16 protein-coding genes are annotated in these 18,763 nt (G+C 63.1%); 14 read left to right on the top strand and 2 right to left on the bottom strand.

Going from position 1 to position 18,763, the window contains the following annotated elements; all coding sequences use genetic code 11:
• Nucleotides 1-17 precede the first annotated feature (17 nt).
• From msrB to JF545_RS07990, 6 genes are all read left to right on the top strand, one after another.
• Nucleotides 18-515 (top strand): peptide-methionine (R)-S-oxide reductase MsrB, encoded by a 498-nt coding sequence (gene msrB / locus JF545_RS08015; RefSeq protein ID WP_206941131.1) that lies wholly within the window; start codon nt 18-20, stop codon nt 513-515.
• Nucleotides 516-706: 191 nt separating this feature from the next.
• Nucleotides 707-3,073 (top strand): Tex family protein, encoded by a 2,367-nt coding sequence (locus JF545_RS08010; RefSeq protein ID WP_206941129.1) that lies wholly within the window; start codon nt 707-709, stop codon nt 3,071-3,073.
• Between the two features lie 109 nt (nt 3,074-3,182).
• Complete coding sequence (gshA, locus tag JF545_RS08005) at nt 3,183-4,829, top strand: glutamate--cysteine ligase (RefSeq protein WP_409995513.1); 1,647 nt, start codon at nt 3,183-3,185, stop codon at nt 4,827-4,829.
• Nucleotides 4,826-5,350 carry a disulfide bond formation protein B gene (locus tag JF545_RS08000; protein WP_206941125.1) on the top strand — a complete coding sequence of 175 codons (525 nt, stop codon included), beginning with the start codon at nt 4,826-4,828 and terminating at the stop codon, nt 5,348-5,350. The genes gshA and JF545_RS08000 overlap by 4 nt, the downstream gene beginning before the upstream one ends.
• A gap of 176 nt (nt 5,351-5,526) precedes the next feature.
• A complete protein-coding gene (rsd, locus tag JF545_RS07995; protein WP_206941122.1) occupies nt 5,527-6,009 on the top strand; it encodes a sigma D regulator in 483 nt (160 codons plus the stop codon).
• A 274-nt stretch (nt 6,010-6,283) separates the two neighbouring features.
• The gene (locus JF545_RS07990; RefSeq protein WP_206941120.1) at nt 6,284-7,258 is read left to right on the top strand and encodes a malate dehydrogenase; all 975 of its coding nucleotides are present in this window, start codon (nt 6,284-6,286) and stop codon (nt 7,256-7,258) included.
• Between the two features lie 221 nt (nt 7,259-7,479).
• Here the strand turns inward: JF545_RS07990 and JF545_RS07985 are convergent, their stop codons facing one another.
• Nucleotides 7,480-8,136 (bottom strand): HAD family hydrolase, encoded by a 657-nt coding sequence (locus tag JF545_RS07985; RefSeq protein ID WP_206941118.1) that lies wholly within the window; start codon nt 8,134-8,136, stop codon nt 7,480-7,482.
• A 222-nt stretch (nt 8,137-8,358) separates the two neighbouring features.
• On the opposite strand from JF545_RS07985, the gene JF545_RS07980 reads away from it, so the two are divergent.
• Complete coding sequence (locus tag JF545_RS07980; RefSeq protein WP_206941116.1) at nt 8,359-8,850, top strand: RNA pyrophosphohydrolase; 492 nt, start codon at nt 8,359-8,361, stop codon at nt 8,848-8,850.
• 115 nt (nt 8,851-8,965) lie between these two features.
• Nucleotides 8,966-11,227 (top strand): phosphoenolpyruvate--protein phosphotransferase, encoded by a 2,262-nt coding sequence (ptsP, locus tag JF545_RS07975; RefSeq protein WP_206941114.1) that lies wholly within the window; start codon nt 8,966-8,968, stop codon nt 11,225-11,227.
• 60 nt (nt 11,228-11,287) lie between these two features.
• Here the strand turns inward: ptsP and JF545_RS07970 are convergent, their stop codons facing one another.
• Nucleotides 11,288-12,106, bottom strand: a complete 819-nt coding sequence (locus tag JF545_RS07970; RefSeq protein WP_206941112.1) for an NRDE family protein — start codon at nt 12,104-12,106, stop codon at nt 11,288-11,290.
• Between the two features lie 131 nt (nt 12,107-12,237).
• Here JF545_RS07970 and JF545_RS07965 point away from each other — a divergent pair, with 131 nt between their 5' ends.
• From JF545_RS07965 to JF545_RS20135, 6 genes are all read left to right on the top strand, one after another.
• Nucleotides 12,238-13,428 carry a response regulator gene (locus JF545_RS07965; protein WP_206941103.1) on the top strand — a complete coding sequence of 397 codons (1,191 nt, stop codon included), beginning with the start codon at nt 12,238-12,240 and terminating at the stop codon, nt 13,426-13,428.
• Complete coding sequence (locus JF545_RS07960) at nt 13,428-14,216, top strand: sulfite exporter TauE/SafE family protein (RefSeq protein ID WP_206941101.1); 789 nt, start codon at nt 13,428-13,430, stop codon at nt 14,214-14,216. The genes JF545_RS07965 and JF545_RS07960 overlap by 1 nt, the downstream gene beginning before the upstream one ends.
• An 83-nt stretch (nt 14,217-14,299) precedes the next feature.
• Nucleotides 14,300-15,103 carry a prolipoprotein diacylglyceryl transferase gene (lgt, locus tag JF545_RS07955; protein ID WP_206941099.1) on the top strand — a complete coding sequence of 268 codons (804 nt, stop codon included), beginning with the start codon at nt 14,300-14,302 and terminating at the stop codon, nt 15,101-15,103.
• A gap of 137 nt (nt 15,104-15,240) precedes the next feature.
• Complete coding sequence (locus JF545_RS07950) at nt 15,241-16,077, top strand: thymidylate synthase (RefSeq protein WP_206941097.1); 837 nt, start codon at nt 15,241-15,243, stop codon at nt 16,075-16,077.
• An 83-nt stretch (nt 16,078-16,160) separates the two neighbouring features.
• On the top strand, nt 16,161-16,670 hold the full coding sequence (locus JF545_RS07945; RefSeq protein WP_224852007.1) for a dihydrofolate reductase: 510 nt from the start codon (nt 16,161-16,163) through the stop codon (nt 16,668-16,670).
• Nucleotides 16,671-16,828: 158 nt separating this feature from the next.
• Nucleotides 16,829-18,325 carry a ProQ/FINO family protein gene (locus JF545_RS20135; protein WP_347401319.1) on the top strand — a complete coding sequence of 499 codons (1,497 nt, stop codon included), beginning with the start codon at nt 16,829-16,831 and terminating at the stop codon, nt 18,323-18,325.
• Nucleotides 18,326-18,763: the final 438 nt, after the last annotated feature.

Raw genomic sequence — 18,763 nt, 5'->3', positions numbered from 1 at the left:
ACGCAGGAGATAGCACAATGAAACGACGCAACTTCTTGGCGCTTATCGGGCTTGGCGGCCTGGCCAGTATGGTGCCAGCCGTGGCTAACGCTCGCCCTGAGCTGGATTTGACGCGTAGCCCGGATATCGAGCCGCTGGAGCTGAGCGAGGACGAATGGCGCGAGCGCCTGACACCTGCACAATTCGACGTGATGCGCGAGGAGGGCACTGAACCTGCAGGCTCAAGCCCTCTGGACAATGAGAAGCGTGAGGGAGAGTTCCGCTGTGCCGGCTGCGACCTGCTGCTGTTCACCAGCGCGATGAAGTATGACTCCGGTACCGGCTGGCCAAGCTTCTTTGACCATGTGCCGGGGCATTTGCTGACCAGCGCGGACTACAAGATTCTCTGGCCGCGCACCGAATATCACTGTGCCCGCTGTGGTAGTCATCATGGTCACGTCTTTGAGGACGGCCCGGATCCCACCGGTCTGCGCTGGTGCAACAATGGCGTCGCGCTGAAGTTCGTGCCCGCCTGACCTCCCATCGAGGCGACTGGGCGCATGCCAGGGAGGCTGCCGGGGTGTACCGGATAGCCATTGGCGGCATGCCCCGGCGCCCGTTTCATCAGGGTTTCTGTCCTTGATCCTCGGCAGTGGGTAGCGGCGGCGTCGACAGTCGCTTTGTGATACCTTGGCGGGATCATTGACGTCGTATTGCCAAGGATTTCATGGACGCTAACGCCAAGATCATTGCCCGCCTGGCCGAAGAGCTCGCGGTCAAGGCATCTCAGATCTCTGCTACCGTCGAGCTGCTGGATGGCGGCGCGACGGTGCCTTTCATCGCACGTTACCGCAAGGAAGTCACCGGCGGACTGGACGACACTCAGCTGCGCACGCTGGAAGAACGGCTAGGTTACCTGCGTGAGCTCGAGGAGCGCCGGGAAGCGGTGCTCGCCGCCATCGACGAGCAGGGCAAGCTGACCGACGCGCTGGCCGCCAGCATTCGCTCGGCCGACACCAAGCAGCGCCTGGAAGATTTGTACCTTCCCTATCGCAAGAAGCGTCGGACCAAGGCCCAGATTGCCCGTGAGGCTGGCCTTGAGCCACTGGCTGACGCCCTGCTGGCGGATCCTACCCTGGACCCCGAGCACGAGGCTCAGGCCTACCTGCGTCCAGCGGAAGGCGAGACGCCCGCCATCGAGGATGCCAAGGCAGCCCTGGATGGCGCCAAGCAGATCCTGATGGAGCGCTTTGCCGAGGACCCGGAACTGGTGGGTCGCCTGCGTGAGCGCCTGTGGAGCGAAGGCGAGCTGTCCAGCAGGGTGATTGCCGGCAAGGAGCAGGAAGGCGCGAAGTTCTCCGATTACTTCGAGCATGATGAAGCCCTGGCCAAGGTGCCTTCTCACCGGGCCCTGGCCATGTTCCGCGGCCGCAACGAGGGCGTGCTGGCGCTGTCCTTGCGCCTGCCAGGAGAGGACGAGGCACCGGTGCATCCTGCGCAGGTGGCCATCGCCAAGCATGTCAGCATCACCGATGAGGGCCGCAAGGCGGATCGCTGGCTTGCCGAAGTCGTGCGCTGGACGTGGCGAGTGAAGCTGTATACCCACCTCGAGACAGAGCTGATGGGGCGCCTGCGCGAACGTGCCGAAGGCGAGGCCATCGATGTCTTTGCCGCCAATCTGAAGGACCTGCTGCTGGCCGCGCCGGCGGGGCCCAAGTCGACCCTGGCCATCGATCCGGGTCTGCGTACCGGCTGCAAGGTGGCGGTGGTCGATGCGACGGGGCAGTTCCTCGAGCAGGCGACCATCTTCCCTCATGCACCGCGCAATCAGTGGGACGCCTCTCTGGCCGAACTGGCAAAGCTGGTCAAGAAGCACGATGTGGCGTTGATCGCAGTAGGTAATGGCACCGCCAGCCGGGAGACCGACCGCCTGGCCGGCGATCTGCTGAAGGCGATGAAGGATCCTGGCCTGTCCAAGGTGATGGTGTCCGAGGCCGGGGCTTCGGTCTATTCCGCTTCGGAATACGCCGCCCGAGAGCTCCCGGATCTCGATGTGACCATTCGTGGTGCGGTGTCGATTGCCCGTCGTCTGCAGGATCCGCTGGCGGAGCTGGTCAAGATTGAGCCGAAGTCCATCGGTGTCGGCCAGTACCAGCATGACGTGTCCCAGGTGCAGCTGTCCCGCAGTCTGGAAGCGGTTATCGAAGACTGTGTCAACGCGGTCGGGGTGGACCTCAATACCGCGTCGTCGGCGCTGCTGTCACGGGTGGCGGGCCTCAATCCGGGGCTGGCCGAGAACATCGTGCTGCAGCGAAATGCCAAGGGTGTCTTCCGCGATCGTCGCGATCTGCTGGAGGTGTCCCGGCTTGGGCCCAAGACCTTCGAGCAGTGTGCCGGCTTTCTGCGCATCATGAACGGCAGCAATCCGCTGGATGCCAGCGCGGTTCACCCGGAAGCCTATCCGCTGGTTGAACGCATTGCCGCTGGCAGTGGTCGAGAGGTGGCTGGACTGATCGGTGACAGTGCGACGCTGAAGTCGTTGAAACCCGCCGACTACGCCGATGAGCGCTTCGGTGTTCCCACCGTCAGCGACATCATCTCGGAACTCGACAAGCCGGGTCGCGACCCGCGTCCGGAGTTTCGTGCAGCGCAGTTCCGTGAAGGCGTCGAAACGCTGAAGGATCTGGAGCCAGGCATGGTGCTGGAAGGCACCGTGACCAACGTCACCCACTTCGGGGCCTTTGTCGACATCGGCGTCCACCAGGACGGCCTTGTGCACATTTCGGCACTGTCCGACCGCTTCGTCGAAGATCCCCGCAGCGTGGTCAAGGCCGGGGATATCGTCAAGGTCAAGGTGATGAACGTCGACCTGCCGCGCGCTCGCATTGGACTGTCGATGCGCCTGGATGACACCCCAGACGCCGAGGCAGGCGACTCCAGGCAGGCACCTCGTCGTCGCGAAGGCGGTGGCAAGAGCCAGCCTGGACAGGGGCGCCGCCAGCGGGGCAACGGTGGCGGCAAGGAGGACGCTTCCGCTGCGCCGATGGGCGCACTGGGGGCCGCCTTGCTCAAGGCCAAGCAGGGGCGTTCTTGAATCCTGTCGACGGATCGCCATAATCTGGCGACCACAAGGGCGGGCGCAGTAGCGCCCGCTGCCGTCGCCGCCACACGAAGCAGGCCCCCGGGCCCTTCCATGACACGGGGTGTTCACCTTGTCCACTCAGCTTTCCTCGCTCCTCGAACGACTGCGCGGCCCCGCGGCTGCGCGACGCTTCGGCCGTCTGCGCCGAGGCATCGAAAAAGAGGGGCTAAGGGTCGATGACCGCGGTCGTATCGCGGCGACCTTTCACCCACGGGCGCTGGGTTCGAAACTGACCCATCCGCATATCACCACGGACTACTCCGAATCGCTGCTGGAGTACATCACACCGGTCTATAGCCGTCCGGATGAGGCCCTGGAATTTCTGGCCGACCTCCATCGCTATACCTATCGCCAGCTCGATGGGGAGTGGATCTGGCCTGCCAGCATGCCGTCCCGGCTGGAGGGCAATGACAGCGTGCCGATCGCGGACTACGGCACGTCCAATGTCGGCACCATGAAGCACGTCTACCGGCGTGGCCTGGACGCCCGCTATGGACGCATCATGCAGTCGATCGCCGGGATTCACTACAATGTGTCCCTGCCGGATGACCTGTGGACTCTGCTCAAGACGCTGGACGAGCAGGAAGCCATGTCGATGGGCGAGTACCGTTCGGCGCGCTATTTCGGTCTGATTCGTAATTTCCGCCGCCATAGCTGGTTGCTGTTGTACCTGTTTGGGGCCTCGCCGGCGCTCGATACCAGTTTCCTGCCCGATGGCAGCGTGCCGAAAGGTCTGGAGCGACTGGGTGAGAACACCCTGGTATCGCGCTATGCCACCAGCCTGCGGATGTCGGATCTGGGCTATCAGAACAAGGTCCAGGATCAGCTGAAGATCTGCTTCAACTCGCTGTCGAACTACGTCAACACGCTGCGCCACGCGATCTCCACCGCCTGGCCAGACTACGCCGCCCTTGGTGTCCGTGACGGGGAACGCTGGAACCAGCTGAACGCCAATATCCTGCAGATCGAAAACGAGTACTACAGCGATATCCGGCCCAAGCGGGTGACGCGCCACGACGAAACCCCGAGCCAGGCGCTCGAGGCCAGGGGCGTCGAGTACATCGAGGTGCGCTGCCTGGATATCGATCCCTTCGCGACCCTGGGAATCGATGCGCAGCAGACGCGCTTCCTCGATACCTTCCTGGTCTGGTGCCTGCTGTCGGACAGCCCGTGGATTTCAGATGAGGAGTGCGATCATCTGGACGACAATCGTCGTCTGGTGGTGGAGCAGGGGCGCAAGCCGGGACTTGAACTCAATGACCGAGGGCAGGTCCGAGAAATGGCCGAGTGGAGCCATGGGATCATCGCCGACATGCGTGAGGTCGCCAGGCTGCTCGACCAGCTGGAGGAGGGCAGTCCTCACCTGGATGCCGTCGATGCCTTCGCGCCGCGCATTGACGACCCTTCGCTGACGCCGTCAGCGCGTCTGCTGGCGCGTCTGGAAGAGACCGGCGAGGAGTTCGTCGATGCCATGCTGGCGATCGCTCGAGAGCAGGCCGAGACGCTGGCGAGCACACCGCTCAATCGCTCGCGCCAGGGAATGCTGGACGAGCTGGTCGAGACCTCGCATCAGCAGCAGCGTGACATCGAGGCGGACGACAGCACGGCCTTTGCCGATTTTCTGGAAGATTACTTTGCACGGGCACGAGAAACCCGTGCCCTGACCCCGATGGACATGACGCCACCGACTGGAGAACGTCTTAAATGAGCGAATGGAGTCTGCGGCAGTGGAGCCTTGTGGGGCTGGGGTTCTGCGTGATGATGATGGCGGTAGCGCTGGTGCTGGAGCACGTGGTGGGACTCGAGCCGTGTCCGCTGTGTGTGTTCCAGCGAGTGGCGGTCATCGCGGCGGGGGTCGTGTTTGCCATTGCTGCGCTGCATGGGCCCGAGGGGCGTCTTGCTGGGGCTGTCTACAGCATCGTGGCGGCCATCGCGGTACTGTCGGGGGCGGGGCTGGCCATGCGCCATCTGTGGCTGCAATCGTTGCCCGCTGACCAGGTGCCCAGCTGTGGGCCTGGCCTCGATTACATGGTGGATATCCTGCCGCTTTCCCAGGTGGTGTCCATGGTCCTGACCGGTTCTGGTGAGTGCGCTGAAGTGGGTGGGCGGCTGCTGGGCTTGTCGCTGCCCGGTTGGACGCTGATCGGCTTTGTCGTATTGCTGGTGGTGCCGATTGCCATGCTGACGACCCTTCGCCGAAGCTCTACCGGCTATCGCTGGAACGGTTGACAGCGCTCGCCGCCCGGTCCCCTAGCGGACAAGTTGAGCGGCGCTGTTGTGCCGAGCAGGGGGAGTCGGCAACGGCCAATCAGGTACTTGGCATGCATGCGTTGACAGGGCGGTCTTCTGGAGTGAGTCTGTTGATCCGCGCATTTTCGTGGTGAGGCAGCGCTAGGGAGGCCGCCATGTTGGAAGATTGCAAGTCTGCCAGCGAACGCTGGGGAGGAGTCCATCAGCTGATCGATCGCTGGCTTGAGCAGCGCGAGCATCTGCTGGAGGTGCTGAGCGAGCTCGAACAGTCCTGTGATGCAGATCTCGAGACCATCACCAAGGAGCGTATCGACAGTTTCAGCGAGACGTTGATGGACTACATCAGCGCGGGGCATTTCGAGGTCTATCCGCAGTTGCGGGAAGAGGCCCGTGCCTTCGATGACACCGCTGCCCTCAATCTCGCGGATCGTCTGCTGGAACGGCTCGAAATGTCCACCGAACTGGTGCTGTCGTTTGACGAGGATTACTCTACCCCGGTGCGCTGTCAGCGGTTCCTGCCGCGCCTGCCGGCCTGGCTCGAGCGCCTGAAGAAGGGCCTGTCCGAGCGCTTTGGCCTGGAAGATCAGTTGATATCGCGCCTGCACGACGCTCACGCGCCTGCCGAGGGTGTTTCCTGACCCCATGAAGCGTGGCCATGGCGTGGCCGCCGGTCACGCCCCGCTGCCATTGGCGGCGTCATGCTGCCGGTCAAGTCGGGGTGTTTGTGGTCCATTCGTACCGGGTCGATTGAGTTTTGTGCACTGCAGGCATAAGATTTTCCGCGTCCTGAACGCCGCCTGGGCAGTCAGGGCATCTATCGCAGTGACCGTCAGCAGCCTTTGCCGCCGGTGACGGCCGAGGATGTCCCTGCCGATCCCGGGCCTTCCACGGCGACAATCCCAAGGAGCCAAAATGAAAGACCCCGTCCGTATTGCCATCACCGGCGCCGCCGGTCAGATCAGCTACTCTCTCGCTTTCCGTATTGCCGCCGGCGACATGCTCGGCCCGGATCAGCCGGTCATCCTGCAGCTGCTCGAGATCACCCCGGCCATGGAAGCGCTGAATGGCGTCGTGATGGAGCTCAATGACTGTGCCTTCCCGCTGGTTCAGGACATCGTTGCCACCGACGATGCCAACGTGGCCTTCAAGGACGCTGATTTTGCTCTGCTGGTCGGCGCTCGTCCGCGCGGACCGGGCATGGAGCGCAAGGATCTGCTCGAAGCCAACGCGGCCATCTTCTCTGCCCAGGGCAAGGCCATCAATGACAGCGCCAGCCGTGACATCCGTGTGCTGGTGGTGGGCAACCCGGCCAATACCAACGCACTGATCGCATCCTGCAACGCACCGGACCTCGATCCGGGTCAGTTCACCGCGATGATGCGTCTTGACCACAACCGTGCCAAGACCCAGCTGGCCCAGAAAGCGGGCAAGCACGTCACCGACGTCGACAGCATGATCGTGTGGGGCAACCACAGCGCCACTCAGTACCCCGACCTGTCCCACTGCAAGGTGGACGGCAAGCCGGCGTTCGATCTGGTCGAGCGTGACTGGTACGAGAACGACTTCATCCCCACCGTACAGCAGCGCGGTGCGGCCATCATCAAGGCCCGTGGCGCGTCTTCTGCTGCCTCTGCAGCGTCTGCCGCCATCGACCATATGCGCGACTGGGCGCTGGGCAGCGACGGCATCGTCAGCATGGGTATCCCCGCTGACGGCAGCTACGGCGTCGAGCCGGGCATCATGTATTCCTACCCGGTGGTGTGCAAGGACGGCAAGTACGAGATCGTCCAGGGTCTGGAAGTCGACGAGTTCAGCCGTGGCAAGATGAAGGCTACCGAAGACGAGCTGCGCGAAGAGCGTGCTGCCGTCGAGCACCTGCTGGGCTGATCAGCCCCAGGCGGTGCCCGTCAGCCATGCACTGTCTTGGATGCACTGTCTGATACGCAAAAGCCCCATCGCATCGCGATGGGGCTTTTTTTGCCTGTAGGGCGTGCCTGTCGGCGGAAACCAGAAACCAGAGCGGCAGGGGGCGGAGACAGGGCCCCTGAGACAGCCCCCCTGAGACAGCCCCCCTGAGACAGCCCCCCTGAGATAAAGGCCCGGTCGGCTCAGTCTCTCAGGCTGATGATCTTCCAGCCGCGGGCCTCGGCGACTTCGCGCAGGGCCGGGTCCGGGTCCACCGCCACAGGATGGTCGATCATTTCCAGCAGCGGCAGGTCATTGTGGGAGTCGCTGTAGAACCAGGCACCGTCCAGGGTGTCGTCGCGGGTATCGAGCCACTGCTGCAACCGGGTGACCTTGCCTTGCTGAAAGCTGGGCGTGCCGCTGACCCGACCGGTGTAGCGGCCATCCTGTATTTCCGGCTCGACGGCGATCAGCTCGTCGATGCCAAGGCGCTCGGCGATGGGAGCCGTAATGAAGCGATTGGTGGCGGTGATGATCAACAGAGTGTCACCGCGGGTGCGATGACGGGCGATCAGCTCTTCCGCCAGGGGCAGGATGTTGGGCTCGATCTTGCTGACCATGAACTGCTGATGCCAGGCGGCCAGCTGCTCCATGGAATTGTCCGCCAGTGGCTTCAGGGCCACCTCGAGAAACGCCATCATGTCCAGGCGTCCGGCATCGTAGTCCGCCTTGAAGCGATCATTTGCCTCGCGGTAAGCCACCGGGTCTACGGCGCCCTGTTCGAGCAGAAACTCGCCCCAGGCATGATCGCTGTCGATCGACAGCAGGGTATTATCCAAATCGAAGATCGCCAGACTCACTCGGTGTCTCCCAGCGCATGCGTGACATGGCCTCCTGCCCCGGCATTGTGGGTGGATCCGCCCGCGACGATAGCGCTCAAGGGACCCATGGCCGTGTGGTTTGGGGAGGCCGCAAAAGGGGCGATTATGTCAGAAGGTCGCCAGGGGTTCGAGATGTCGTATTGATGCGCTTCAAGCCATTGTGGAAGAATGCAGTTAATACCGATTAAAAAGGTGAAGCCCGTGATCGACGCAGACGGCTTTCGCCCCAACGTTGGCATCATCATCGTCAACGACCTGGGGCAGCTGCTTTGGGCGCGTCGGGTAGGGCAGAACGCGTGGCAATTTCCCCAGGGAGGCATCAAGTCTGATGAGACGCCACAGCAGGCCTTGTTCAGAGAGCTTCATGAAGAGATCGGCCTGACCGCCGAGGACGTGGAGATTCTGGCCTGCACCAGGGGGTGGCTGCGCTACCGCCTGCCGCGACGCATGGTTCGCACACACTCGCGCCCAGTGTGCATTGGACAGAAGCAGAAGTGGTTCCTGTTGCGTATCCGCTGTCAGGAAAACCGCATCTGTGTAGATGGCACCGCCAAGCCGGAGTTCGACGGCTGGCGTTGGGTCAGCTACTGGTATCCGCTAGGACAGGTAGTGCCGTTCAAGAGGGAGGTCTACCGCAGGGCGTTACGGGAACTGTTGCCCCGTGCCCAGAGCCTGGTGCTGGAGAAAGGATGATCCGGCGCGTGTGGCGATCTTGTCCGGCGAGCTCGCTGACCTGGCAAGATGGTCCCCAATCATTGTTCGGTCGCCCCTTGACCGGACCAGTACAAGAACAGGGGTGAGGCCTTTCATGCTCAAGGTCCTTCAACGCATCATTCAAGAGGTCAACAGCGCGCGCAGCCTGGACGCTGCGCTGGCGACCCTCGTTCGGCGCACGCGCAAGGCGATGCAGACCGACGTCTGCTCGTTCTATCTCTACGACAGCGAACGTGAAGCCCTGGTCCTGATGGAGACCATCGGCCTGCGTACCCAGGCCGTGGGCCAGGTGGCGCTTCCGGTGGGCGAGGGGCTGGTGGGTACCGTTGCACGCAGGGAAGAGCCTCTCAACCTGGAAGATGCCCAGGCGCATCCCAGCTTCCGCTATTTCGAGGCCACCGGCGAAGAGCGCTATTCCAGTTTTCTTGGTGTTCCCATCATTCACCAGCGGCGCATGCTCGGCGTACTGGTGGTGCAGCAGACCGAACGACGACGCTATGACGAATCCGATGAGGCCTTTCTGGTCACCATGGGCGCTCAGCTGGCGGGTGTGCTGGCCCATGCGCTGGCCACCGGTGGTCTGACCTGTCCGGCCTTTCCCGGTGTCCAGGCAACCTTTGTCGGGGTGGCGGCATCCCCGGGAATGGCCATCGGTGAAGCGGTGGTGCTGTCACCCCCGGCGGATCTGGATAGCGTGCCTGACCTGATTCCCACCGATGTGGAGTACGAGATCGCTCGCCTCAAGGAGGCCATCGCGCGGGTGCGTGACGAGATTCGCGCGGCAGGCGAGCGCCTCGCCAATCGTATCTCTACCCAGGAGCTGGCGCTGTTCGATGTGTACCAGCAGATGCTGGGAGAGGCGGCGCTATCCCAGGAAGTCGAAAAGCGCATCCGAGAGGGGCAATGGGCGCCCGGGGCGCTGGCCGACGTGGTCCGCCGTCACGTGCAGTACCTGGAGCGCGTGGATGACGACTACCTGCGGGAGCGCGCGGCGGACGTGCGTGACCTGGGGCGGCGCGTGCTGGCGCACCTCCAGGAGGAATCCCCACGCCTGCCGGAGCACTATCCCAAGGGCGCCATTCTTATCGGTGACGAGATCAGCGTTGCCCTGCTGGGCGAGGTCCCGCGGGAGCGCCTCGGTGGGTTGATTTCGGTGCGGGGTTCCAGCAACTCCCATGTGGCCATCATTGCCCGTGCAATGGGCATTCCGCTGGTGTCGGGGATGGTCGACTTGCCGCTGCCTCGCCTGGACGGTGCCCCCTTGGTCATGGACGGCCACCGCGGGCGCGTATTCGTGCGGCCCGGGCCAGAGCTGGTGGCCCATTATCAGAGCCTGATCAATGAGGAGAAGGCCCTGGCGGCTATGCTCGAGCACGAGCAGGACCTGCCCAGCGTGACGCCGGATGCCCACGCCATGACCCTGATGGTCAACACCGGCCTGACGGTCGATACCGTGGCGTCATTGAAGACGCGCATCGGCGGGGTGGGGCTGTATCGCACGGAAGTGCCTTTCATGATCACCGAGCGCTTCCCCGGCGAACAGGAACAGACACGCCTCTACCGCGAGCAGTTGGAGAGCTTTTCCCCTCTGCCCGTGGTCATGCGCACGCTGGACATCGGTGGCGACAAGGATCTGCCCTATTTCCCGATCGAGGAAGCCAATCCGTTCCTGGGCTGGCGCGGTATCCGCGTGACCCTGGATCACCCCGAAGTGTTGATGGTGCAGCTGCGGGCCATGTTGAGAGCCTCACAGGGCCTCGACAACTTGGAGCTGCTGCTGCCGATGGTGACCAACGTCAACGAGGTGGACGACACCCTGAGGTTGATCGAGCGCGCCATCGTCGAGCTGGGCGAGGAAGGCGTCGATGTGCGTCGTCCGCGCCTGGGGGTGATGCTGGAAGTGCCGGCGACCCTTTATCAGCTCAAGGCACTGGCAGCTCGGGTCGACTTCTTCTCGGTGGGCAGCAACGACCTGACCCAGTACCTGCTGGCGGTGGATCGCAACAATCCACGCGTGGCGGACCTCTATGACTCCTGCCATCCGGCGGTGCTGTCGGCACTGTATCGTCTGGCAGCAGAAAGTGACGAGCTGGGTGTGCCAACATCGGTGTGCGGCGAGTTGGCCGGTGATCCTGCGGGAGCACTGCTGCTGATGGGAATGGGATTCAGGGTGCTGTCCATGAACGGCCCGAACCTGCCCAGGGTGCGTGCTGCCATCCGTCGCGTGACCCGTCAGGACGCGGCAGAGCTGGTCACGCAGACGCTGGCCTTGGATACCCCGGCCCAGGTGCGTGCCCACCTGACGCAGCGAATGGAAGATTGGCAGCTGGCCCATCTGCTGCCGCCACGGGATTGAGGCCTCCATGGGATCGAGATGCTCAGGCGCAGTGCCAGGTACCTGCTGGCTTGCGCTGGGTTAGCGGCGGCTGATGGGCAATGTCAGCCGCGTTTCCCCGAGGAAGCTGCCACCAGGGCCAAAACGTTGTTCGTGGATGACAAAGTGCTCATCGACGCCGTTGTTCACATCGCCCCGCACGAGCACCACGCTGGTGGTCGCCCTGGTGCCGTAGTCATCGCCGACGATAAAGGCAGGTGACAGGAAGCGCTCAAGGTCGAGCCCGACGCCGGTGTCGGGCAGGCGCTCGTCCTCCGGGCGCCGCTGGTCACTGAACCCTCGACGGGCCTGAGGAAGTGTCTCGACCCGTTGGTGGATGACATCGTCAGTCAGGGCCTGCGTCACTTTCTCGAGTTTTGGCCATGGTGTATCCAGTGACGCATTGGACAGCCCGTGGGTACCTGGTGTGACCCGGTCAAGGGTGGTGCCATGACGATCCCGGCGCAGATGCCAGAGATGTTCCCCATCACCGACCAGCAGGTTGAAACCGGCATATGCCAGGGCATGGTCGCACTGTTGACGGTGCAGCCAGTGTTCTAGGTCGTCGGTTTCCAGTGCTTGTCGCACCAGTAGCCCGCGGCTCGCCACCGGAGGCTCGGGGACAAAGTCGGGGTCGCGGACGTTGGTGATGGCGGCAAAGCGCCCGCGGCGGTGCACCCCAAGCCAGGTGCCTCCGGCCTCGAGATCACGTCCTGCGACCAGGCCGGGAGCATCGTCCCAGGCCGCCAGCGGGGCGGTCGGGCGAGCGTGTAGCTCATCGCGATTGGCGATGAGAACAACAGCGTGCCGACTGTCGGGGACGCTGTCAGCTGGGGCGTGGTGCAGGGCGATAAGACACATCGATGCAGGGTAGCGGCATATGTCGCCGATGGGAATCCGCGAGGACAGCGTTTATGTCGTCGCCTGTGCCACCATGACAGTCGGCAGCTGGCGACGTAAACTCGTGGTTCCTTCACATAACGGTAGGGATGATGCTAGGCGACGACGGCAAGGAACGCTTGTGGCGCAGGCTGGTCATTCCCATCCTGTGGCCAGTGGCAGCTGCCCAGGGGGTACTGCTGGCGCTATGCCTGGTGCTGGCGCTATCGCTGCACTGGCTGATGCCGGCGGCATCCAGCTGGAGCACGACGCTGTGGATGATCACGGGGCTGCTGGTGGGCACCGCGCTCAATATCATGGTGTTCCTGGTGCTGCTCAAGCACCGACTAGCCGAAGTGGAGCGGGATCTTGGCGGGCTGCTCGACAGAGTCGAGGCATGCCTGCATCAGGTACTCAAGACGAGGACAGGAAAGCCCGCTGAGGCTGCCGGCGCTCCGGTTGACCGAGTCGAAACGCTGCTGGACGCCTTCGAGTCCAGCGCTCCTCCCGTGGCGGAAGCTCCGCCCCCTATGGTTGGCCTGGGGCCGATCATTCATGCCGATCAAGTCAGCAATTGGCAGCAGGAAAGCCGCCGGCTGGAAGCTGCACTATCCCGTGCTCGCGAGGAATCGCGCTTGAAGTCGAGCTATCTGAGCCACCTGAGCAAGGCATTGGCGCCGCTGGTGGTCGAGCTGGAATCACTGATGCAAGCAGATGGCAGCCCTTCACCGCAGGCCGACAGTCAGCAGGAAAGCCGTCGGGCAGCCGACACTGAGACCGTCGATGGTGTGGCAAGGCCCTCCGGCGAGCTGCTGCGCCGCTTGGGCGATATACGCCTGCTGCTGGACAACCTGGAGGCGGGCGACGAGGAAGAGAGAAGCGCCGCTCGGGATTCATCCCCGCGACACCAGGCACCGAAAGTTCTGATCGTCGACGATGGCCCGGTCAATTTGATGCTGGCACGCGAAGTGCTGGAACGGCGTGGGGTGGACGTGGTTACCGCAACCCGCGGCGAAGAGGCCCTGGAGTGGCTAGATGCCCATGTGGTGGACCTGGTGCTGATGGATATCGTGCTGCCTGATATCGACGGTATCGAGACTTCTCGTCGCTTGCGCGCTGTCGAGGCCGCTCACCCGGAACGCCCTCGTGCGGTAGTGATCGCGCTGACGGCCAATGCCAGCGATGAAGACCAACAGCGCTTCAAGGAGGTCGGCATGGATGCCTTCCTGGCCAAGCCGTATCGTCCCCAGGCATTGCTCGAATTGCTCGACACCTGGCTGCCTCAATCCGCGAGGCTGTCCTGATGCTCATGGCCATCATGTCCTATCTGGCGCTCGGGGCGGTCGCTGGGGCGCTTGCCGGCTTGTATGGCGTGGGCGGAGGACTGATCATCGTTCCCAGCCTGATGGCCGTGTTTGCACTGCAGCAAGTGCCTGTGGAGATTTCCATGCACCTGGCCGTAGGCACCTCCCTGGCAAGTATCGTCATCACCGGTTCTTCCTCGGCCCTGGGACACTATCGGCGCGGCAGCATTCGCCGCGACTGGCTGGTAGCCCTGCTTCCAGGGCTGGTACTGGGGGCCATCGCCGGAGTCTTCGTGGCGGGAGCCCTGTCCGGCGGCATGCTGGGCACGCTGTTTGGGGTGTTCCTGCTGCTGGTCGCGCTGAAGCTGGTACTGGGGCGCTCACCCAAGGCCGGCAGCAGCGCTCCGGGGCGGCGCAGCATGATCGTCGCTGGCGGCGTCATCGGGGGGATTTCTGCACTGTTCGGTATCGGCGGGGGCACTCTGAGCGTACCCTGGCTGATTCGGTGTGGCGCCACCATGACCCAGGCGGTGGGCACCTCGGCTGCCTGTGGCCTGCCGATTGCGCTGGTCGGGGCCCTGACCTTTGTCGCGGTGGGCTGGGGCGATCCTCGGCTACCCCAGGGGGCGGTAGGCTTTCTCATGCTGCCTGCCCTGTTCGGCATTGCCCTGACCAGCGTCCCCTGCGCCAGGCTGGGTGTGCGCCTGGCCCACCGGCTGCCGGCACGGGTGCTCAAGCTGTCATTCGCGCTGCTGCTGACGGTAGTCGGACTCGGCTTCCTGCTGTAGCGAACCCGAGCAGGGTTTCGCGGTCACATGAGTCTTCCGCCATATCGATTTCACTCTCTTACTGATCAGGGACATAACCGAGCATGCTGTCATACCCTCAAATCGACCCGGTGGCCATCGCGCTGGGTCCCTTCAAGGTCCACTGGTATGGACTGATGTATGTCGTCGGCTTTGTCGCGGCATGGTGGCTGGGCTGTCGCCGAGCGCATCGGATCGGTTTGACCCGTGACGATGTGGGCGACCTGCTGTTCTACGCCGCCATCGGTGTCGTGGCAGGGGGACGACTGGGGTACGCGCTGTTTTACGGACTGGACCAGTGGCTGGCGGATCCACTGTGGATCGTCAAGGTGTGGGATGGCGGCATGAGCTTCCACGGCGGCCTGATCGGGGTGCTGCTGGCAGCCTTGCTGTTCGCCCGCCGCAAGCAGCTGGCGTTTTTCACGCTGACCGACTTCGTCGCGCCGCTGGTACCGATCGGCCTTGGGGCAGGACGTATCGGTAACTTCATCAATCACGAGCTGCCGGGGCGCGTCACTGACCTGCCCTGGGGCATGCCGTTTCCCGGCTATGGCCCTGAACCGCGCCATCCATCGTCGCTGTACGAAGCCTTGTTGGAAGGCGTGGTGCTGTTTGTGGTGCTGTGGTGGGTGTCGGCCACGCCCAGACGTCGGGGCCTGGTATCGGGTCTGTTCCTGCTGGGCTACGGCGCCTTCCGCTTCTCGGTGGAGTTCGTGCGCAGACCCGACCCCCAGCTAGGCTTCATTGCCTTCGACTGGGTCACCATGGGCATGCTGCTCAGTCTGCCGATGATCGTTTTTGGCGTGCTGCTGGTGGCCTGGTCCCGTCGGCAGCCAGTGGATGCCAGGCTTAGCCCGAGCGCCGGATGAGGGCGCGCCTGTTGCTTGACGATCGGCGCTGACAAATCGCTTGCGGGACGAGCGCTGCCGCTTCTGGTATCACGGCTGGCCGGTCAGTAGAATGACCGGCCAGCTTCGTCTTGAAACGTTCCAACGAGTGATTGCCCATGTCTGTCGTCGCCCCTGAAACCGCCTCTCTGCCCGCCTTGGAACAGCCGTACCTGGATCTGATGCGCGCTGTGCTGGACAACGGCGTCGAGCGGGAAGACCGCACCGGCGTGGGCACCCGCTCGATCTTTGGTCACCAGATGCGTTTTGACCTGTCCCGTGGTTTTCCGCTGGTGACGACCAAGAAACTTCACCTGCGCTCGATCATTCACGAGCTGCTGTGGTTTCTGAAGGGGGATACCAATATTGCCTACCTGAAGGAACACGGTGTCCGTATCTGGGATGAGTGGGCGGATGAGGATGGCGACCTCGGGCCTGTGTATGGCTATCAGTGGCGCAGCTGGCCCGACCCGCGGGGCGGCCATGTGGACCAGATCGAAACGCTGTTGGAACAGATCGCCACGAATCCCGGATCCCGTCGCCTGATTGTCTCTGCCTGGAACCCTGCCCTGGTGGATGAGATGGCGCTGCCTCCTTGCCACTGCCTGTTCCAGTTCTATGTGGCTGACGGCAAGCTGTCGTGCCAGCTCTACCAGCGCAGCGCCGATATCTTTCTGGGCGTGCCGTTCAATATCGCCAGCTATGCACTACTGACGCAGATGATTGCCCAGGTGGTTGGGCTCAAGCCCGGCGACTTTGTGCATACCCTGGGAGATGCCCACCTTTACCTCAATCATCTGGAGCAGGCCGAGCTGCAGCTGAGTCGTCAGCCGACGTCCGCACCCAGGCTGGTGCTGGACCCGAGCGTCGACAACCTGTTCGATTTCCGCTTCGAACACATTGCCATCGAAGACTATGAACCACATCCCCATATCAAGGCAGAGGTGGCGGTATGACCCAGGCGCCGACGACGGAACAGTCTCATCCTGACAGTGATGCCCAGCGGATCGCGGAGCTCGACACCTTTGTGCCGGTGGCCATGATCGCCGCCATGTCGCGCAACCGAGTGATCGGTGTGGATAACCAGCTGCCCTGGTACCTGCCGGAGGATCTCAAGTTCTTCAAGCGCATGACTCAGGCCAAGCCCCTGGTGATGGGGCGCAAGACCTTCGAGTCCATTGGCCGTCCGCTGCCCAATCGCCTCAACATCGTGGTGACGCGGGACAAGACCTTCGCCCATGACGGCGTCAGGGTATGTCACGATCTGGCCAGCGCCATTGCCTTGGCAGACCAGCAGGCCACCATCGAAGCCGCTGAGGAAATCATGGTGATGGGGGGCGCTCAGATTTATGCCCAGGCCATGCCGCTGGCGTCGCGACTGTATCTGACCGAGGTCGATATCGAGATCGAGGGGGATGCCTTCTTCCCGGCTCTTGATGACGATTGGACCGAACAGGCAAGTGACGCCGGTACGCCCGCCGAAGGCCAGCCCCACTATCGTTTTGTGCGCTACGAGCGGTCCCGCTCGCAAGACGGCATGTCAGCCTGAACGCCCGGTAAATAGAGTGGGTGCCGATCGTCGCAGACAGGCGACAATTGCCACATCGCCGGGCCTGGCACAGACTGTGTCGATAATCCCGACAATAGCGGGCGCTGACATCAGCGGCCCCGTCATCGCAGTAACCTGGTGAGCCTGGAGGAGTCGACGTGAGCGAGACACGCGCAGAACACCCGTTGGAGGCGCTTGAGCAACGAACGGCGTCGCTGTTGGACGGACTGCGTGAAGGTCGCCTGCGCGAGCGGCAGCTGTCCAGCGACCAGCGCCAGCTGCTGGGTGACAAGCAGCGCCTGGCCAGCGAATTGAACGCTGCACGGGAGCGCCTGGGTGATCTGGAAGCACAGCTCGACGCCCTGCGGCAAGCGCAGCAGACCCTGGAAACCGAGCATCGTGCCCTGGCGTCCCAGCGTGAGTCGCTGCTTGAGGAACGCACGTCGTTGATCGAGGAGCGCGCGTCGCTGATTGAGGAACGCACGTCGTTGATCCAGGAGCGCACCGCGCTGTTCGAGGAAAATAGCGAGCTCAAGGAAGAAAACCGCGAACTCGATGAGCAGAATCGCGAGCTTGAGGCGCACAATGCCCGACTGCGTGACCGCGTCGAGCACCCGGATCACGAACCTGACATTACTGCCTTCCGTCCCCCCCAGCGCCGAGCCCAGGGGTTGGCTGCCCTGATGCAGCATCGTCCACGTCCTGTCAGCGATAGCCCTGTTATCGATAGCCCTGTTATCGATAGCCCTGCCAGCGATGAAGGAGAGCAGGGCGCTTCGTCCAGCGCGCCGACGATCGCGTCACAGCCCGGCCAGGACAGCCCGGCCTCTTCGGGCCATGGCAGCGAGCCGGTGAAAGAGGAAAGGGCACAGGAGTCGACTCCTGCTGAGCTGACTGCTGCCAAGGTGACTGCTACCGAGACCCCCCCAACGGCGACGGCCGACACGGCTGCGCTGTCCAGTCACAGCGATGACCAGGTTGCGGAAAAGCCTGATACAGAGGTAGGAGTGCAGGGCGACCTCGCCTTTGACAAGGCGCCGTCTCCCCAGGCGCTGCTGGGTGATTGGTATCGTCGTTATGACCAGACCTTCTTCAAGGGCCACACCCGACCGCTTAAGGTGGGCATCCACGAGGAGCTGGCCGCCCGGGAACCCTGGCCGGAAAAGCTCGTCCGCCGCGCCTTGGCCTGCTACGTCAACCTGCCTCGCTACCTCAAATCCGTGCGTGAAGGGGCGGAGCGGATTGGCCTGGACGGCGAACTGGTCGGCCAGGTCGATGCCCAGGCGGCGGAGCATGCCAAACGCAAGCTGGACCGACTGCAGGCGGAGCAGCGTGGGCGCGGCACAATGTCGCGCCGTCGGCGCAACAAGGGACACGGCAACGACAAATCCTCAGGCGCCGACAACCACTCAGACTCCGACAAGCGTTCCGATTCCGGCAAGCCTTCAGGCACCGGCAATAGCGACACCTCCGCATCAGCCAAGGCGTCAACTCACGCTGGCCACCGGGACACTGGCAGTGTGAGCGCGAAGCCCGCTCGCCCTGCGGAAAGCGTGACTTCCGCCGCCACCTCGGACCCTCAGGGTGATGGCGAGGAATCGCGTCTTCAGCGAAAGCTGGATGAACTGCTGGCGCGTCACAACAGCAGCCGCTAAAAAAGCGCTGACGTCAGCCGTCAAGCAATGCCTGACCCCTGCCGCCCAGCACCAGCCTATCCGTGAAGCACTAACACAGCACAACACAACGCAACGCGGTGACGCGCCGGTGCTGGCGTCGCTGCGATGGTAGCCCAATGCCGTTGATAGCAGGAGCGGCTGTTCAACCCGTTTGCTCTCTCATTGACTTGAAAGCGTCACATCAGCGGGGCATGATGTTAGCGCTACGCCCGATGCAGCTTTCTATGCAGAATCGGTAAGCAGTTGGCGAACATTGTTCGTTAACTGCCTTTTGCAGTTTCTGCTCGGGTAGCATTTTCGCAGGGATCGGTGTCGAAGCGATGGGCAGCTGGAACGAAAACAGTGTTTTTTTCTTGTTGCGCTCCTGAGAAACCCGGTATATGGTTGCCCTTGCGAGCATTGGACTATAACAAGGCT

Source organism: Halomonas litopenaei (genome assembly GCF_017303055.1).
Classification (GTDB): Bacteria; Pseudomonadota; Gammaproteobacteria; order Pseudomonadales; family Halomonadaceae; genus Halomonas; species Halomonas litopenaei_A.
The sequence above is the reverse complement of the archived record's forward strand: the minus strand, read 5'-3'. Positions and strand labels throughout refer to the sequence as shown.

Excerpts from the sequence above, each read along its gene's own strand:
- JF545_RS07990 (WP_206941120.1), top strand. The coding sequence starts at position 6,284 with ATGAAAGACCCCGTCCGTATTGCCATCACCGGCGCCGCCGGTCAGATC.
- JF545_RS08000 (WP_206941125.1), top strand. The coding sequence starts at position 4,826 with ATGAGCGAATGGAGTCTGCGGCAGTGGAGCCTTGTGGGGCTGGGGTTC.
- JF545_RS07965 (WP_206941103.1), top strand. The coding sequence starts at position 12,238 with ATGCTAGGCGACGACGGCAAGGAACGCTTGTGGCGCAGGCTGGTCATT.
- JF545_RS08010 (WP_206941129.1), top strand. The coding sequence starts at position 707 with ATGGACGCTAACGCCAAGATCATTGCCCGCCTGGCCGAAGAGCTCGCG.
- rsd (WP_206941122.1), top strand. The coding sequence starts at position 5,527 with ATGTTGGAAGATTGCAAGTCTGCCAGCGAACGCTGGGGAGGAGTCCAT.
- JF545_RS07960 (WP_206941101.1), top strand. The coding sequence starts at position 13,428 with ATGCTCATGGCCATCATGTCCTATCTGGCGCTCGGGGCGGTCGCTGGG.
- lgt (WP_206941099.1), top strand. The coding sequence starts at position 14,300 with ATGCTGTCATACCCTCAAATCGACCCGGTGGCCATCGCGCTGGGTCCC.
- msrB (WP_206941131.1), top strand. The coding sequence starts at position 18 with ATGAAACGACGCAACTTCTTGGCGCTTATCGGGCTTGGCGGCCTGGCC.
- JF545_RS07970 (WP_206941112.1), bottom strand. The coding sequence starts at position 12,106 with ATGTGTCTTATCGCCCTGCACCACGCCCCAGCTGACAGCGTCCCCGAC.
- JF545_RS07950 (WP_206941097.1), top strand. The coding sequence starts at position 15,241 with ATGTCTGTCGTCGCCCCTGAAACCGCCTCTCTGCCCGCCTTGGAACAG.
- ptsP (WP_206941114.1), top strand. The coding sequence starts at position 8,966 with ATGCTCAAGGTCCTTCAACGCATCATTCAAGAGGTCAACAGCGCGCGC.
- JF545_RS07945 (WP_224852007.1), top strand. The coding sequence starts at position 16,161 with ATGATCGCCGCCATGTCGCGCAACCGAGTGATCGGTGTGGATAACCAG.